This window comes from Legionella sp. km772 (assembly GCF_003989735.1).
In the GTDB taxonomy this organism is placed as follows: domain Bacteria; phylum Pseudomonadota; class Gammaproteobacteria; order Legionellales; family Legionellaceae; genus Legionella.
Window position 1 is genome coordinate 1 of sequence record NZ_RZGQ01000065.1, and the last position, 16,152, is coordinate 16,152.

A 16,152-nucleotide genomic window follows, 5' to 3' on the forward strand; every position below is an offset into this window, starting at 1 on the left:
CAATTAACTAAAAATCAGATGAAAAGGCAATCTATTAAGCGGCTCAGAAAAAATGCTGGATGGGATGATTCTATTTTAACCACTATCTTATCTCAAAATTTTTCATGAGGTGACCCTGTATCGCCTGTAATGCCGTTTGCTTCCAAGCCTTAATTTGGGTAGCATGTACGCCATATTCGCTTGTTAACTGCGCCTGTGTCAATTTCCCTTCAATTGCAGCAAGTGCAATTTTTGATTTTTTTGATGCAGTGTAATAATTTCGCTTTTTGGTCATTCTATTCCCCTCTTATATTAGAAGAATAGCTCTTAAAAATACCTTTTTTTCGTCTAAAAATCCGCGCCTATATCAGAGTACCATCATGTTGACTCCAGAAGGGAAGCCTGCAAATAAAATGGATAAAGTAATGCTTTTAAGCCAGTGGGCTAAATTTGTCGCCCGAGTGCAAGAAAAAAAAGGTACTGGTCGTCCAATGATTTATGCTGGCATGGGAAAACCGACTTATCCTCTACCTAAAGATATTAGAGATTTCTTAATCGAATATTGGAAAAAGCATAACGGGGATGCTATTGATTATGGTGATCCCCAAGGAGATCCTGAAGCTCGAGAACTCATGGCTAAGGCGATGACTCAGTGGTATGGTTTTAAAGTTAATGCACATGATGTTTTATTTACGGTGGGAGGTGCAGGAGCCTTGCATTCTATTTTCTCAGCGTTAAAAAATAATGTTAAAACAGCTAATTTTAGAGTAATAACTCCTTTTCCTTATTACACTTTATACGCTGAAAACAATTTACACCTTCACCCTATTTACGTAATGGAAAATAATGGTTACCGCCTTACCGCCGAGAGCTTATTAAAAAGCATTAGGTCTGCAGAAGAGTTAGCCAAAAAAGATTCAGGGTACCCGCGTGCAGTATTACTATGCGATCCTAATAATCCCCTAGGGAGTGTTATTGGTGAAAATGAGTTAAAAAAAATAGCTCATGTTTTAAGGCAATACCCTGATCTGGTTATTGTTTTAGATGAAGCCTATGCGGAAATGGTACTAGACGGAACTAAACATGTCTCTTTGCTTACGGTTGCGCCTGATCTGAAAGAGCGTATTATAGTAATGCGTTCAGCGACCAAGGGTTTATCTGCTGCAGGAGAGCGTATGGCGATTACTCTTGCTTTTAATTCTCTAATTATGAATACCATTTTAGAGCATAGCATTCTTAATTACGGTCATGCTCCCCGTTCTTTACAGATGGCCTATGCCAAAACCATGGCTAATTTTACCGATGCCAATAGAATATCCATCAATAATTTTTATCGACAAAAAGTTGATTATGCTAGCAGGCGTTTATTGGAAATGGGGGTTGCTATGCCTGATAAGGATTATCAGGTGAAAGGAACCTTCTACATTCTAGCTGATTTTAGCGAACTCTTGGGTGAACATTTGCCTCAAGAAACTGCTGCAGCACTAGAAAAAGAGGGTAAGATTACTACCGATGAAGATATTGCTTATATGCTTTTATTTACTGATTCTGTTATGGTTTCACCTGCATCCTATTATGGGGTAGAAAAATACAAAGGTTATTTACGTATTACTTGTAGTGCCGAGCTTGATAAGTTAGAAAATTTAATGGATCGGTTGGAAGAGCATTTAAAACAAAATCGCTTAAAAAAACAGGAGCGATTAAAAAATAATATTGCGACACAATTATTATTATTAGAAAAATTAAGTCCTAAAGCGGCATCTCAATTACCCAAATTAACAAGTATAATAAATCTCGATACCAAAACCGCGCTTAAATTAAAAAATGAAAATAAGGCTTTAGAAGAGTACTTACAGTTAATTAAAAGGTTAATTAATCGTGAAACCCCTGAAGGCAAAATTAGGGCAATTACCTTAATTCAATCGGCTTATAGAGGTCATAGAGCTAGAACAGCAGCAAAGGAAATCATTAGAAAACAAGATAATGAATGGTTTAATTTTGTAGCAAAAGTCTCTCCCCAAGCAAATAATGGGGTTGGTGCTTATTTAAAACAATTAACGATCGCAGAGCGTTTAGGCTTTGAGCCCTGGAAGGAACATTTAAAAGAAAAGGACAGACCTCAGTCGGCTAATTTTTTTATGAATGCGATGCATTATTCCATGCTAAAACCCTATATTGCCTTAATAGTGTTTATTGGTTTAGCCTCAGGTATTGTTGCTTGTCTTGGCCTAGCCACTACGAGTGTTATAGCCCTAACAGCAACATCTATTGTCACTGCTGCTACACTAGCTACGGGATTAAGTTTTTTTTCTCAATCGGTAAAAAGACATTTTTCTCCTGATTGCTCAAAGGAGGGCGAAGAAGATCTTCAGTTAGATAGGGCACTATGCTCGTAACAAAGCAGGAATTAGTTCATATACTAAGATATCAGCAATAAAGAGATAATTTTTATCCTCATGAGCTTTAATAATTTTATTCATCAGGAGTGAAATTTCATTATTTTGGTGTAGGGTGGTTTGCTCTATTACCAGCTTCGACAATTTTGCTAGTTCCACATTGGCGAAAGCATTTTCTCCTAAAATAAATTTCTCACTTACCGTTTTAGCAATAGTTATAAGCTGATCCATTCAGCCCCCTTAATAATAGCGCCATCTTTACCAGTATTATAAAATTTTATTTCAGGATGAATGGCTATAAATTCTTCTAATGCAGCCTTATAAGTGATTAAATTCAAAAAAGATTTAATTTTTTTGTTATAACCATTCAGTACCATCATTTCTGTGTCCTGTGTGGTTTGATGAGCAAAAGCGCTATGTTCTAAATGTGATTTTGCAAAGGGAAAACAAAAATCATACCCCACTAAAATAAGCTCTTTTGCTCCTAAAAGTAAAGCTAGTGCAACATTAGTATGTGCCACAGAGCCACCTGAATACAATTCTGATTGAGGATGTTTGCTTATTAAAGCTTGTAAAAGAGGATTTTGATTTAAAAATATCTTCCTTCGGCCAGGCCATTTGGAAATAGCTGCGTGGCAGCCTACTGGACTATATACTAAGGTCTTATTTTTAAAATTATTTATATTATTTAAAGCCAAGTGATCTACAAGTTTAGGCGAGGGGTCAATAATAACTACATAATCCGGGATGATATGGGCAACTTCAAGCGGCATTAGGGCGGTGCTTGCTGCAATAATAATTAGCTCGGCTTTGTTTTTTTTTATCCAAGCAAATTGTTCCGTTGCAGTAGGGCCTCCAGCGACGACCACAAATTTTTTATTTGGATGTCTATTTACCATGCTATCTACAAAATCATCCTGGCAAATAAATGGATGGTTTTTTTGCAAATTGTCTTCATAAAGTAGATAATTTTGGCGTTCATGGCGAGTTTCATTCGCTCTATTTCTATCGCTATAAATTAAATTTTTAATTGCTAACGCAGCGTCTTCAGTAAAGGGAAGCTCTCCGGTGTTTACGGCATAAGGGAAGTTTAATTGTCGTTCCCGAGCAAGATCTAAGTGGACGCGTTTATCTTTTAACCAGTCAGTGGCATCAAAGAAATTAATATAAACATAAAAAAGGATTGGAGATAAAATGTAGATATCCAATTGTTTTAGGGATTCTCTCTTTAATAAATTAGCTATCCCATCACCCAATCCTACACCATATAAACTTGCTTTTGGAGAGGAACTAGGTATTGTAGAATTTTGAATTTCTGCCTCTTTGCTTCTATTATAACAACTAGTAAGATGGCGTTTTTTATAAACCAGGGTGGGTTCTGGGCCTTCTAAAAAGTTGATATCTACATTCCCATCCAAGGTTTCAAGATAAGCAATTAAAGATGGCCACCTACTTTTTAAAATCGCAAAATTTTTTTGATAAACAGTATTATCCATAAAACTTGTTTTCATTGGTTAGATTCTTTTATAAAATATAATATATAGGAAAATTCGGTAAGTTAATATTAATGTTTGGATGCGAATGGAAGATAAAATAAAACCAACCCTAGATATTTTTGGAAACTTTCTTTCCAAATTGTCAGAGAACAGCGATCATGTCTATTGGTTAAGCAGTCCTGATTTTAAAAAAATTCAATATATTAGTCCTGCTTATGAAAAGATCTGGGGACGTTCTCGAGCCGAATTATATTCAAATCCAGAGACTTGGATAACCTTTTTGCATCCTGAAGACAGTAAGCGACAACACCCTGTAAAAGAAATGGCTGAAAAAATAGCATCGATTGGTGATGCGGCGCGTTTCTCAGCCCAGTACCGAATTGTCAGACCTGATGGCGAAGTTCGTTGGATTATGGATAAAGGTTTTCCGGTTTATGATAATCGAGGCCAATGTTGTGGAGTAACTGGCGTCGCGGTGGATATTACTTCAGAAAAAAAGCATGAACTTGAATTGAAAAAAGCGAAAGAGGATGCAGAGGCCGCGAATCGAGCTAAAATCGTATTTATTGAAAATATGAGCCATGATATTCGTACACCCTTAAGTGGTGTTATAGGTATGTCCTCTTTACTCGCACAAAAATTAAATGATCCGCACCATAAACAATATGCCCAGTGGATAAATGATAGTGGAGAGCAATTATTAAAATTATTAAACGGCATTTTAGAGGTAATTTCCGCTGATAATATTAATGAAAATGACATTAACAAAGAATTTTTTGATCTGAGGCAATGTATTAAAGATATCGTTGAGCTCGAAACGGCCACTGCTTATTTAAAAGGGTTAGATTTACGGTTTTATGTGGATAAAGATATACCCAAATTTGTTTATTCTGATCGAATAAAAGTACATCGAATTTTACTTAATCTTTTAGGTAATGCAATTAAATTTACAGAGAAAGGTCATGTTGCCTTATCAGCACATTTACGAGAGCTTCATAAACAACACGCCATAGTGCAGTTCTCGGTCACAGATACAGGTATTGGTATCTTAGAGGAGCAACAAAATAAAGTATTTGAACGTTTTCATAAAGTGACGCCTTCCTATAAAGGGATTTACTCTGGATTTGGAGTAGGTCTACATATTGTACTTACCTATGTAAAACTTTTAGGTGGAACTATTCAATTAACCAGTAAATTAGGGGTGGGAACAACGTTTGATTTTTTTCTACCCTTTAAATGTTTGAACGAAGATAGATGGAAGGAGGATCATCCTTCCAATAACGAAAATTTTTATGTTTTAACCGAACCATGCAGGGTTTTGATTGTTGAAGACAATACTATTGCTTTGAAAGTAGCTGAAGCTGTAGCAATTAGTGTTGGCTGTCAGGTGTATAGCGCAACAGATGGAGAAGAAGCTTTTGCGTTAATTCAAACTAATATTTTTGATTTAATTATCACTGACATTGGTTTGCCAGGGATCTCGGGATATGAACTTACTCAAAAAATAAGAGAGTGGGAAAAAACAAACCACAAACCCAATGTTCCTATTGTGGGATTGACTGCTCATGCAAAAAGTCATGCAGAAAAAAACTGCTTAGATGCTGGAATGAATGATGTATTCAGTAAGCCGATAACGACGGAGTTAATGGCTGCTATTCTTAGGAAAAATGTGATTAATAAACTATCTCTTTTAAACGAAAAGAAACAAGCTTATGGTCTTTTAGGACTGGATTTACCGGATACAGAAGAAGAATTATTCGATTTGCATAAACTTTCTTTATTAGATATTAATAAAGCAATCAACACCGTAGGCAATGAGGGCTTAGTACGTCAGGTATTAGAGCTGATGATTTCGGAAGAAATACAAAAGGATATCCGTTTTATCAAAACGGCTCATTCAGCCGGTTGCTGGGATGAAATTGAAAAATTCGCCCATAAAATGAAGGGCGGCGCTGTTTACATAGGAACTGTGAGAATGCAATATGCCTGTCAATATTTAGAGCGCTATCATAAGGCGGGACATACAAGGTTATTAGAATTATTATATCAACAACTCATTACAGTGGTTGATGATACTCAAAATCATATTCGTGAATGGCTCAGTGCTTAACTATTATCACAGCTAGTTTTAATACGCATTATTCGGATAAGCCCAACCTCAAATTCGCTCAATAAATAAACATTTATAAGGCCTTGATGCAATTAAGAATATTTTAATCGCTATTCCCCTTGAAATTTGTAAATGTACCCAAATATGGACGGATATAAATACATGTTAAACAGGAGATTTTTTAAATGGTAAGTCAGCAACAAACAATGGGGTTTCAAACTGAAGTAAAGCAAATGCTTCATTTGGTAATTCATTCTCTTTATAGCAACAAAGAAATTTTCTTACGAGAGCTCATTTCTAATGCCTCAGATGCTTTGGATAAATTACGTTTTGTTGCTTTGACTAATGCAGCTCTTTTTGAAAATGATTCTGATTTAAAAATCACTATTCAACTCAATCAAAAATTAAAGACCATTACTATTAGTGACAATGGTATTGGTTTAAGTAGAGAAGAGGCGGTTGAAAATTTAGGTACTATTGCTAAATCAGGTACTAAAGAATTTATGAGTCAGTTAACCGGAGATCAAGCAAAAGATTCTCAGCTAATTGGTCAATTTGGTGTTGGTTTTTACTCTGCATTTATTGTTGCTGACAAGGTGACGGTACGAAGTCGTCGAGCAGGAATGCTGCCTGAAGAAGGTATAATTTGGGAATCTAAGGGCGATGGTGAATTCACTATTGGTATGGAGAAAAAGGAAACGCGCGGAACTGAAGTCACGTTACATTTGAAAAGTGAAGATGATGAATTCTTAAGTGACTGGCGTATTAAAGGTATTATTAGTAAATATTCCGATCATATTTGTTGGCCAATAATGATGAAAAAAGCGGCTGACGAGAAGGATGAAGAGAAGGGAAAAACAGAATTCGAAACAGTTAACAAGGCAACAGCGCTGTGGACTTTGCAAAAATCTGAAATTTCTGATGAAGAATATAAACAGCTTTATAAGCATATCTCCCATGATTATATGGATCCTTTAACTTGGTCGCATAATCATGTTGAGGGTAAGCAAGAGTATATTACTTTACTCTACATACCTTCTCATGCTCCTTATGATATGTGGCAGCAAGAATCCAAGCATGGTTTAAAGCTTTATGTAAAACGCGTATTCATTATGGATGATGCAACCCAATTTCTTCCTCGTTATTTACGTTTTGTGAAAGGGATTGTTGATGCGAGCGATCTGCCTTTAAACGTGTCTCGCGAAATTTTACAAGATAATAAACAAGTGGATAGCATTCGGGCTGCCTGTACCAAACGTGTTTTATCCATGCTGGAAAAAATGAGTGAAAATGACAAAGAAAATTATCAAAAAGTTTGGGATGAGTTCGGTTTAGTATTAAAAGAGGGGCCAGTAGAAGACTTTGTTAATAAAGAAGCCATAGGTAAATTATTACGTTTCTCTACTACCCACACTGGCTCTGAAAAGCAAGACGTAACCCTAATGGATTATATCAGCCGCATGCAAGAAGGACAGGATAAAATTTATTACATTACTGCATCAAGTCATAATGCAGCAAAGCATAGCCCACATCTTGAAATTTTTAAGAAAAAAGGAATTGAGGTTTTACTGCTTAGTGACAAAATTGATGAGTGGCTGGTAGGGTATTTAAGTGAGTTTGATGGTAAAAAGCTACAATCTATCTCTAAAGGTAAGGTAGATGAATTAGATAAAGAATCTAGTGAGCAAATTAAAGAGCAAGAGAAAACTCTTGAGCCATTAATCAAACATATTAAGACCGTATTAGGAGAGCGAGTAAAAGATGTGGTTTTAACGAGTCGCTTGACCGATTCACCTGCTTGTATTGTTGCGGATGATCAAGATATGGGATTAGAAATGCAACGAATTCTTCAATCAGCAGGACAACAGGTTCCACAAACTAAACCCATCTTTGAGATTAATCCTGAACACGCTTTAATTAAGCGTTTGCATGATATCCAAGATGATACACAGTTCGAGCTTTGGGTGGTGATGTTGTTCGAACAATCTGTATTAGCGGAAGGTGGCCAATTGGATAATCCGGCTGATTTTATTAACCGTGTTAATCGATTATTAGTAGCCTCTTAAACTTACTTTATACCCCTTTGCAGGTTGGGCCGTTCGGCCCAACACAGCCTTAATCTTTAGAGTTTATCCTTGGTTTGGCATATCATTGTTGGGCCGAACGGCCCAACCTACGGATTATCCGCTTAGCAATAGAAGCATCAACCCAAAGGATCTTGCCAACTCTGTGTTTAAGCAGAAAGCCTAGCCCACCATGATAGGCTTTTTATTTATAATGAGAGCTTTCTCTTTGGAAGATGCGTAGCTTTGGATCTAGCCTCGCGAAATCATCTTGGCTAGCTAATGTATAGCTATCTATAAGATAGTTAGCTTCCTAAACTATTGTTAGTGTGAACGTGAGTAAAACAATAGAGAGCTCTAGAGAAACAGCGGAGATGGTTGTGAGCCGAGCTCTTAACTGTGCGATGCTCAAACGGCTGAAGGCTTAACAGTTAAATCACTCCATAAAAAAAGCCCGACTACATCGGGCTTTTTTTAAAAGAACAATTCTTATTCGTCAGTTAAGCGAAAGTACTTAGTGCCAAAATAGCGCTGTAATTTTTTTCTGATAGTGCCGCGACTAATACCGAGCATTTTTGCAGCTTGTAATTGATTTCCGCGACGTTTTTCCATCACTGCCTGTAATAAAGGAGGCTCAACTTCAGATAAGATCATATCGTATAAATCGCTGATTGATTTTGTTTTGTTTTCAGCAAGAAAGCGGGTAACCAAACTGTATACTAAATCCTGCAAACCTTGTCCTTCTTGTTTTAGGGATTGAGTGCTAGCTTGTGTTTCAATTACATTCATCTTAACTTCCTTATTATTAATTAAATCGTACTAAATCCATGACTTACATTGTGTAAGCAGCAAGGTTTATTTTACAACAACGTTTTATGATTATCTAGATTTTGCAGTTAAAACTACGTATTTATTTCAGTTAATTTAGCATTCACTATGCTTTCAAGAGTGCAATCCGATTTTTTTGCCGACATCTTTTCTTTTAATGTGAAAAGCTCTCTTAACATATGCTGCCTTTGTTCGGAATCAGCATAAAAATTTATAATATATTTAGATAATTCAATAGGGTTACAATCATATTGTAAAAATTCTGGAACGATCATTTTTTTTGCTAATAAATTACATAGCCCTAAAAATCGTACTTTAATCAGTTTCATAGCAATAATATAAGTCAGCAATGAAGACTTATAGATAATGCACATTGGTCTTTCTAATAGGGCACATTCTAAAGAAGCGGTGCCTGAAGCCACAATAACAAAATCAGCCGCACTCATGCACTCCACAGCTTGATCATTAATAAAGCTAATATTCAATGTTGAATTAGAGAAGTAAGCGTGTATTTTGTCTCTGTTAATGGTCCTTGCTATGGGGATAACAAAATGAATATCTGGATCAAATTGCTGTAGGTGATGAGCAGTATCCCTTAAAATAGGCATATGACGAACGATTTCATTCATCCGGCTGCCTGGGAGAAGAGCAATGATCCGTTTTCCGGGAGGAAGCTTTAAGTGCTCTCGATAGAATTCTGGATTATTAGTATTTGTCATCTTCTCAACGAGTGGATGCCCCACAAAATCTACTGGAACTCCTGCTTGTTGATAAATATCTTTTTCAAAAGGAAGAATAACGGCCATATGATCGACGCATTTTTTTATCAGATGTATACGTTTAGCCTTCCATGCCCAAATTTGGGGGCTAATATAATAGACAATTTTAAGGTTAAGCTCTTCTTTAGCATATTTGGCTAAACGCAAATTAAAACCTGGGTAGTCCACTAATATTAATAGATCGGGGGGATTATTTTTTAAATGGGCTTTTATCGCATGAAAGGCCTGGCGGATTATTTTAAAATAACGTAAAACCTCCGTGGCACCTGTTACCCCATAGGTGGCTAAATCAGCAAGAAGTTCTGCTCCCGCCTCACTCATATGTTTACCGCCAATGCCTGATATTTGAATATCAGCATGCTTTAATTTTAATTGCTGAATTAATTTGGCGGCATGAAGATCGCCAGATTCTTCTCCGGCGACGATAACCACATGTTTAGCTTTGGGCATAATGTATTAGAAGGTTGTTATTAATTAAACTAGTGATTTTTTCCGCTGTTTCTAGTGCATATTTACCTTCTTCACCAGTAACTAAGGGAATAGTATTTTTTTCAATGCAATTTAAAAAAGCTTTGATTTCTTCTAATAAGGCATCGCCATTTGCAAATTCCTTTTGATCACTACTAATATCAGGAATACCAGGAAACATTTCCCCTTCGCCTTTTTTAAATACTGCTAGTTGCTTTTTATGATAATCAATTGAAACGTAAGAGTCCTCTTGGAAAATGCGCATCTTACGTTCAGTCTTAAAACTAATACGACTGGCGGTGACATTAGCCACACAGTGATTAGCAAAGGTAATGCGGGCATTGGCGATATCAATAGCCTTCGTTAAAACGGGTGTACCTTGTGCTTCAATAGAAACAATCGGGCTATGAACCATATTTTGAATAATATCAATATCATGTATCATTAAATCCAAAATAACATTAACATCAGTGCCGCGTGGATTAAAAGGGGCTAAGCGCTCGGATTCGATAAATAAAGGTTTTTGTAAATATTCATCTAAAGCCATACGGGCCGAATTAAAGCGTTCCAAATGTCCTACTTGCAGTTTTGCCCCCATTTTTTTTGCTAATTGAATCAACTCCTCAGCTTGAGAAACTGTTTCAGTAATAGGTTTTTCAATGAGCACATGAATTCCTTGTTCCAGACAAGCTTTAGCTATTTCATAATGCTTATTGGTTGTTGCCGCAATGCTAACAGCATCCACTTTTCCAAAAAGTTCCCGATAATCAAAAAAAGCTGGTACACTGAGCTCTTGCGCAACATTTTGGCATACAGCAGTATTTAAGTCGCAAACTCCGATTAATTCAGCTTTGGGAATTAACAGGTATTTTTGGGCATGAAAACGGCCGAGATAGCCAGTCCCAATTACGGCACATTTAATTTTATTCATTGGCAATCATTCTGATAATAATTTGGACGCATGATCGCATTTTCTTCGCGAAAAATCAATTTTATGTCGTCTTTGCTTTCGCGGCAAAGCGCAATAACAGTATTTTTTTGGGGCTTTTTCAACTAAGAGGAATAAGCCTATCACTTAAGAAATGCCTTTGGAGTTCCCCTTAACGATTGGCACTCTTGGTGTACGCGCTAGACTTGTGGCTTTTTTGTGAGCATTTTATGTGTCATTTGTGTGAAAATACTATTGAATGATAGGTATATGTTTTAACATACCGTGGTAAAAAAATTCAAAAGAAAAAGTCGTTGTGGGTTTAGGAATTTCAAGGTAGCATCAGCAAACTTAATAAGCAAAATAATTATAAAAAATATGTCTCTTCTTATTGCTGGTGTTGATGAAGTTGGGCGAGGACCACTTGCGGGAGCCGTGGTGACTGCGGCAGTGATTTTAGAAAATCCAATTGAAGGGCTTAACGACTCAAAGAAATTAACTCCCGCAAAACGTAAAAAATTATCCATCCAAATTAAGGAAGAGGCGTTAGCCTTTGCTTATGGACGAGCTGAAGTGGCAGAAATCGACGCTTTAAATATTCATCATGCTACCTTATTAGCTATGAAAAGAGCTGTGGAAGCACTACCAATTCAGCCCCATGAAGCCTTAATTGACGGAATTCATCTTCCTCAATTGATGATGCCCTGTAGAGCAATAGTGCAAGGAGATAGTTTAATACCAGCAATTAGCGCTGCGTCAATCCTTGCTAAAGTTTTACGTGACGAAGAAATGGAACAGATGGATCTCATATATCCTGGCTACGGTTTTGCTAGCCATAAAGGCTACCCGACCAGTGCCCATAGGAAGGCGCTTATAGAACTAGGACCTTCTCCTATACATCGCCGCAGTTATGCGCCTGTGGCTGAGCTGCTGGCTTAACTCCGTCAGTAAAGTTGCGCCGGAGCTATCTTAGGCTATTAAACAAAATTCGATGAGTGCTAATTGACATTAAAATGCCAAAGCCAGCTAAGAAAGTGACCATTGCTGTCCCTCCATAACTTACTAAAGGAAGAGGGATGCCCACGACCGGGATGATTCCCATTACCATTCCGATGTTAACGAAGCCTGAAAAAAAGAAGCTCATTGCTAAGCTAGCTGCTAATAGGCGAGTGTAGGTAGTTTGTGCATTACTGGCAATGTTTAAACTTTTTAAAGAAATTAAAACAATAAGCATAATAATGGCAAAACCTCCGGTAAAGCCAAACTCCTCACCATTCACAGCAAAGATGAAGTCTGTGGCATGTTCTGGGAGGAAATTGAGATGAGATTGACTGCCTTCTTGCCAGCCTTTCCCCATTAAACCACCAGAACCAATAGCAATTTTTGATTGAATGATATGATACCCTGAGCCTAGAGGATCTTGTTCTGGGTCTAAGAGTGTATAGATACGTTGCTTTTGATAATCATGCATGACATGCCATACGAGCGGGACTGCTGAGCCTATTAATAAGGCTATTAAAAGAATAACTTTAAAGCGGATACCGGCAATAAAAATGACACACAAACCTGCTGATGCAACCATGATTGCAGTACCTAAATCAGGCTGCTTTGCGATAAGTAGAGCAGGAATAAAGATAATAAGGCCGGCGATACAAATTGATTTCAAACTACTAGGATGAGATTGGCGATCAAAAAACCAAGCAGTCATCATTGGAACAGCTAATTTCATAATTTCCGAGGGTTGGAAGCGAAATAAACCTAACTCAAGCCAGCGCTGAGCCCCTTTCCCAATTTTGCCCATAATCATTACAGCAATGAGTAGACCAAGCCCCACTCCGTAAATCCATGGCGTCCATACTTTATATTTATGGGGAGGGATGAAGGCTAGAACCACCATAATTAATGCGGCAAAAATGAGACGGAAAGACTGACGCATGATCATGCCCATATTAGCATTTGATGCACTATATAAAATCAAAAGACCAAAACTTATAAGAATAAGTAGAAGACCGAGAAGTGTATAATCTACATGCAAGGCTTTGGTCGTAAAACGATAAACTGGTTTTGTATGGCTTCTGTTCATGATTCTTTTTTAATGGGATGAATTTTATAATAAGTGTCGATAATACTGCGAGCCACTACAGAGGCTACAAAATTATTTTCTACCACCACCGCTATAGCGATATCGGGATTTTCCACTGGCGTAAATCCTACAAATAAGGAATTGTCCCGTAGGGCTTCAGGTATATCTTCATAACGGGCTTTTTCATATTGACGACCACTATGTACTTGAGCTGTGCCAGTTTTTCCAGCCATAGGATAGGGTGGGTTTCTGCCGAAACGTAAACCAGTGCCTTCATTACTGGTTAATACACTTTGCATCGCCTCAGCAACAATAGTCCAATTGGTTTCATCGTTAAGTTTTATTTGCTTTTCTTTTATGGGTTTATAAGTTTCTACTTCCTCATTATCACTGTTTACAGTTTTAATTAATAAGTGAGGCCTAAATCGTGCGCCTTTTTGGCTTAAAGTAGCAGTTGCATTAGCCATTTGCAGAGGGGTGGCGAGCATGAATCCTTGCCCTATTGAGGAAATAACCGTATCTCCGGGATACCAAGCTACTCCTTTAGTTGCTCTTTTCCATTCAATATTCGGTACAATACCGTTTGCCTCTTCATGTAAATCAACCTGAGTCAGTGAACCCAGACCAAATTTCTTTAACATTTTAGCAATGTGTGTAATTCCCATCTTAGTACCTAAATTATAAAAATAGGTATCACAAGATACGGTGATGGCTCGTTTAAAGTTTATTGCTCCATGGCCGGTTTTTTTCCAATCACGATAAATATGGCTAGCCATGGGCAATTTGTATTTGCCGTAGTCATAAATTTCAGAAGCAGGAGTGACGAAACCCTTATCTAATCCCGCTAAACCTACAAAAGGTTTAATTGTGGATGCAGGGGGATAAACACCACGAACCGCTCTGTTAAAAAGTGGTCTTTGTAAGGCATTCGATAAAATTTTATAGTCCTTATTGCTTACGCCATTAACAAAAAGATTGGGATTAAAACTAGGGGAGCTCACCATCGCTAAAATTTCGCCATTGTGCGAGTCAATGACTACAGCCGCCCCACGCTTGTCTTTTAAGGCTTCATAGGCAGCCTGCTGCAAACGTAAATCAATACTAAGATAGAGCTTTGCGCCAGAGTGCGGCGGAATTTTATTAATTACACGTAGAGTCCTGCCACTAACATCCGTTTCTACCATTTGGTAGCCTACTTTTCCATGCAATAAATCTTCATAATATTTTTCAATCCCGGATTTTCCAATATAATTGGTGGCTCGATAATTAGTGGCATCTACCTTTCTTAACTCGTCTACATTAATACGCCCTACATAGCCTAAAGCATGAGCGGTTACCTCGCCTAAAGGATAATGGCGCATCGAGCGAGCTTTAATACTAACACCGGGATAATGGTATTGATTACTAGCAAAAACCGCTACATCCTCTTGACTCAGTTTTAATTTAATTGGAATAGGAACAAAGGAGCGATTTTGTGATTTAGTACGATAAAAGCTATCCACGTCATCATCAGTAATAGATGGGAGTAAAATTCGAAGTTTTGCTATAGTCGCTTTGAGATTTTTCACATGCTCAGGAATTATCTCCAATACATAAACAGGGACATTTTCCGCCAGTAAAACTCCATTTCTATCGAGAATTACCCCTCGAGGAGGGGCAATAGGAATAACAGTCATTTGATTTTTTAATGATAAGGTTTGGTAACGCTTGAACTGGGAGATCTGTAAAAAACCAAGGCGCAAAATTAAAATTAATGACAAAACAAGTAAAATAGCTATTAAAACATGTAGCCTAAACTGTTGATTCTGTGATTCTGATTGATGATTATTAAATGATTTATTAGAACGCATCACAAAAAATACGACATACAACAAAAAGAAAGACATGGTAACTCAAAACTGCGAAATTACCAATGGGGTAGTTTAGCTCTTAAATCTATTATTTATGATAAGGGTGGTTATTGATAATAGACCAAGCCCTATATAAAGTTTCTAATAAGATAATGCGCACCAGCGGATGGGGTAGGGTCAATTTTGATAAAGACCATCGTTCATCACATAAGGCTAGAGTTTCTTTAGCAAAGCCCTCTGGTCCCCCAATTAAAAAACAAAAATGACTATTTAGCTGTTGAAGTTGAGTTATTTTAAGCGCTAATTCTTCACTAGAATAGGGTTTTCCCTGTAAATCCAAGGCAATGATTCGTGCGCCAGTAGGAATGGCTTCTTTTATGAGGGTAGCTTCTTTTTCCATGATCCGGATTAAATCAGAAGACTTACTGCGTTTAATTAAAGGGATTTCAATTAATTTTAATTGAATTCCATCATTAAAGCGCTTGGCGTAGTCCTTGGTTCCTTCATTAACCCAGTCAGGCATCTTGGAGCCTACAGCAATAACAGTTATTTTAAGCATTTTAGATAATAGTGTTGAGTCGGGTTTGAACCCGACGGGTACTAATAAAAAACCTATAGCAAATAGAGTTATAAATAACTTAGTGTTTAGAGGGATCTTCCCATAAACCTTCTAAATTATAAAAATGTCTGCTTTCAGGTTGCATGATATGAAGGACAAAGTCACCTAAATCAATTAATGCCCAGTCACCCTGCTCAATACCGGTAGAGTTAAGTGCAGGTAAACCTGCTGATTTCATATCCTCCATTACCTTTTGGGCAATAGCTTTAACGTGACGTGATGCACGACCTGAGGCAATAATCATATAATCAGTAACAGTGGTTTGCTCATGAACATCAAGCACTTTAATATCAATCGCTTGAATATCTTCAAGTGATTTTATTATTTTAGATAACATTTGTTGTGAATCGGGCATAAGGCTAATAGTCTTGTCAAAAAGTGGACGATCTTAGCAGAAAATAGGATAGATAAAAAGAATTATTAGCTATGCTCACAGGGTCACCTCATGAAAAATTTTGAGATAAGATAGTGGTTAAAATAGAATCATCCCATCCAGCATTTTTTCTGAGCCGCTTAATAGATTGCCTTTTCATCTGATTTTTAGTTAATTGAA

At 37.2% G+C, this 16,152-nt stretch carries 14 protein-coding genes; 4 read left to right on the forward strand and 10 right to left on the reverse strand.

The window, feature by feature from the left end; all coding sequences use genetic code 11:
- Positions 1–82 precede the first annotated feature (82 nt).
- Positions 83–274: a hypothetical protein gene (locus ELY15_RS08270; protein ID WP_127099196.1), complete on the reverse strand. Its 192-nt coding sequence runs from the start codon at positions 272–274 to the stop codon at positions 83–85.
- Between the two features lie 85 nt (positions 275–359).
- On the opposite strand from ELY15_RS08270, the gene ELY15_RS08275 reads away from it, so the two are divergent.
- Positions 360–2,375, forward strand: coding sequence for an aminotransferase class I/II-fold pyridoxal phosphate-dependent enzyme (locus tag ELY15_RS08275; protein WP_127099197.1), 2,016 nt, complete (start codon positions 360–362; stop codon positions 2,373–2,375).
- Here the strand turns inward: ELY15_RS08275 and ELY15_RS08280 are convergent.
- Together ELY15_RS08280 and ELY15_RS08285 are read right to left on the reverse strand one after the other, a co-directional pair.
- Entirely contained in the window at positions 2,364–2,606 is a 243-nt protein-coding gene (locus ELY15_RS08280; RefSeq protein ID WP_127099198.1) for a hypothetical protein, read from the reverse strand. The two genes, ELY15_RS08275 and ELY15_RS08280, sit on opposite strands and share 12 nt — an antisense overlap.
- Positions 2,591–3,886 carry a motility associated factor glycosyltransferase family protein gene (locus tag ELY15_RS08285; RefSeq protein WP_127099199.1) on the reverse strand — a complete coding sequence of 432 codons (1,296 nt, stop codon included), beginning with the start codon at positions 3,884–3,886 and terminating at the stop codon, positions 2,591–2,593. Before ELY15_RS08285 ends, ELY15_RS08280 begins: the two co-directional genes overlap by 16 nt.
- 70 nt (positions 3,887–3,956) lie before the next feature.
- Here ELY15_RS08285 and ELY15_RS08290 point away from each other — a divergent pair, with 70 nt between their 5' ends.
- The gene (locus ELY15_RS08290) at positions 3,957–5,981 is read left to right on the forward strand and encodes a PAS domain-containing hybrid sensor histidine kinase/response regulator (RefSeq protein ID WP_158617433.1); all 2,025 of its coding nucleotides are present in this window, start codon (positions 3,957–3,959) and stop codon (positions 5,979–5,981) included.
- 185 nt (positions 5,982–6,166) lie between these two features.
- Complete coding sequence (htpG, locus tag ELY15_RS08295; RefSeq protein ID WP_127099201.1) at positions 6,167–8,047, forward strand: molecular chaperone HtpG; 1,881 nt, start codon at positions 6,167–6,169, stop codon at positions 8,045–8,047.
- 486 nt (positions 8,048–8,533) lie between these two features.
- On the opposite strand, the gene ELY15_RS08300 is transcribed toward htpG, so the two are convergent.
- From ELY15_RS08300 to ELY15_RS08310, 3 genes are all read right to left on the reverse strand, one after another.
- Positions 8,534–8,833 carry a helix-turn-helix domain-containing protein gene (locus ELY15_RS08300; protein ID WP_127099202.1) on the reverse strand — a complete coding sequence of 100 codons (300 nt, stop codon included), beginning with the start codon at positions 8,831–8,833 and terminating at the stop codon, positions 8,534–8,536.
- A gap of 113 nt (positions 8,834–8,946) precedes the next feature.
- Positions 8,947–10,101, reverse strand: a complete 1,155-nt coding sequence (lpxB, locus tag ELY15_RS08305) for a lipid-A-disaccharide synthase (RefSeq protein WP_127099203.1) — start codon at positions 10,099–10,101, stop codon at positions 8,947–8,949.
- On the reverse strand, positions 10,088–11,050 hold the full coding sequence (locus ELY15_RS08310; RefSeq protein WP_127099204.1) for a Gfo/Idh/MocA family protein: 963 nt from the start codon (positions 11,048–11,050) through the stop codon (positions 10,088–10,090). The genes lpxB and ELY15_RS08310 overlap by 14 nt, the downstream gene beginning before the upstream one ends.
- A 375-nt stretch (positions 11,051–11,425) precedes the next feature.
- Here ELY15_RS08310 and rnhB point away from each other — a divergent pair, with 375 nt between their 5' ends.
- On the forward strand, positions 11,426–11,986 hold the full coding sequence (gene rnhB, locus ELY15_RS08315; RefSeq protein ID WP_127099205.1) for a ribonuclease HII: 561 nt from the start codon (positions 11,426–11,428) through the stop codon (positions 11,984–11,986).
- 25 nt (positions 11,987–12,011) lie between these two features.
- Here the strand turns inward: rnhB and rodA are convergent, their stop codons facing one another.
- The 4 genes from rodA to rsfS all read right to left on the reverse strand — a co-directional run bounded on the left by rodA (position 12,012) and on the right by rsfS (position 15,954).
- Positions 12,012–13,130: a rod shape-determining protein RodA gene (gene rodA, locus ELY15_RS08320; protein WP_127099206.1), complete on the reverse strand. Its 1,119-nt coding sequence runs from the start codon at positions 13,128–13,130 to the stop codon at positions 12,012–12,014.
- Positions 13,127–14,980, reverse strand: a complete 1,854-nt coding sequence (gene mrdA / locus ELY15_RS08325; protein WP_127099209.1) for a penicillin-binding protein 2 — start codon at positions 14,978–14,980, stop codon at positions 13,127–13,129. Before mrdA ends, rodA begins: the two co-directional genes overlap by 4 nt.
- Before the next feature lie 88 nt (positions 14,981–15,068).
- Complete coding sequence (gene rlmH / locus ELY15_RS08330; RefSeq protein WP_127099207.1) at positions 15,069–15,539, reverse strand: 23S rRNA (pseudouridine(1915)-N(3))-methyltransferase RlmH; 471 nt, start codon at positions 15,537–15,539, stop codon at positions 15,069–15,071.
- A gap of 79 nt (positions 15,540–15,618) precedes the next feature.
- The gene (gene rsfS, locus ELY15_RS08335; RefSeq protein WP_127099208.1) at positions 15,619–15,954 is read right to left on the reverse strand and encodes a ribosome silencing factor; all 336 of its coding nucleotides are present in this window, start codon (positions 15,952–15,954) and stop codon (positions 15,619–15,621) included.
- Positions 15,955–16,152: the final 198 nt, after the last annotated feature.

What these genes read in the sequence shown, in the direction of transcription:
- rsfS (WP_127099208.1), bottom strand. Translation starts at nt 15,954, where the DNA reads ATGCCCGATTCACAACAAATGTTATCTAAAATAATAAAATCACTTGAA.
- rodA (WP_127099206.1), bottom strand. Translation starts at nt 13,130, where the DNA reads ATGAACAGAAGCCATACAAAACCAGTTTATCGTTTTACGACCAAAGCC.
- ELY15_RS08285 (WP_127099199.1), bottom strand. Translation starts at nt 3,886, where the DNA reads ATGAAAACAAGTTTTATGGATAATACTGTTTATCAAAAAAATTTTGCG.
- ELY15_RS08300 (WP_127099202.1), bottom strand. Translation starts at nt 8,833, where the DNA reads ATGAATGTAATTGAAACACAAGCTAGCACTCAATCCCTAAAACAAGAA.
- ELY15_RS08280 (WP_127099198.1), bottom strand. Translation starts at nt 2,606, where the DNA reads ATGGATCAGCTTATAACTATTGCTAAAACGGTAAGTGAGAAATTTATT.
- rnhB (WP_127099205.1), top strand. Translation starts at nt 11,426, where the DNA reads ATGTCTCTTCTTATTGCTGGTGTTGATGAAGTTGGGCGAGGACCACTT.
- ELY15_RS08270 (WP_127099196.1), bottom strand. Translation starts at nt 274, where the DNA reads ATGACCAAAAAGCGAAATTATTACACTGCATCAAAAAAATCAAAAATT.
- ELY15_RS08290 (WP_158617433.1), top strand. Translation starts at nt 3,957, where the DNA reads ATGGAAGATAAAATAAAACCAACCCTAGATATTTTTGGAAACTTTCTT.
- htpG (WP_127099201.1), top strand. Translation starts at nt 6,167, where the DNA reads ATGGTAAGTCAGCAACAAACAATGGGGTTTCAAACTGAAGTAAAGCAA.
- ELY15_RS08310 (WP_127099204.1), bottom strand. Translation starts at nt 11,050, where the DNA reads ATGAATAAAATTAAATGTGCCGTAATTGGGACTGGCTATCTCGGCCGT.
- rlmH (WP_127099207.1), bottom strand. Translation starts at nt 15,539, where the DNA reads ATGCTTAAAATAACTGTTATTGCTGTAGGCTCCAAGATGCCTGACTGG.
- mrdA (WP_127099209.1), bottom strand. Translation starts at nt 14,980, where the DNA reads ATGCGTTCTAATAAATCATTTAATAATCATCAATCAGAATCACAGAAT.
- lpxB (WP_127099203.1), bottom strand. Translation starts at nt 10,101, where the DNA reads ATGCCCAAAGCTAAACATGTGGTTATCGTCGCCGGAGAAGAATCTGGC.
- ELY15_RS08275 (WP_127099197.1), top strand. Translation starts at nt 360, where the DNA reads ATGTTGACTCCAGAAGGGAAGCCTGCAAATAAAATGGATAAAGTAATG.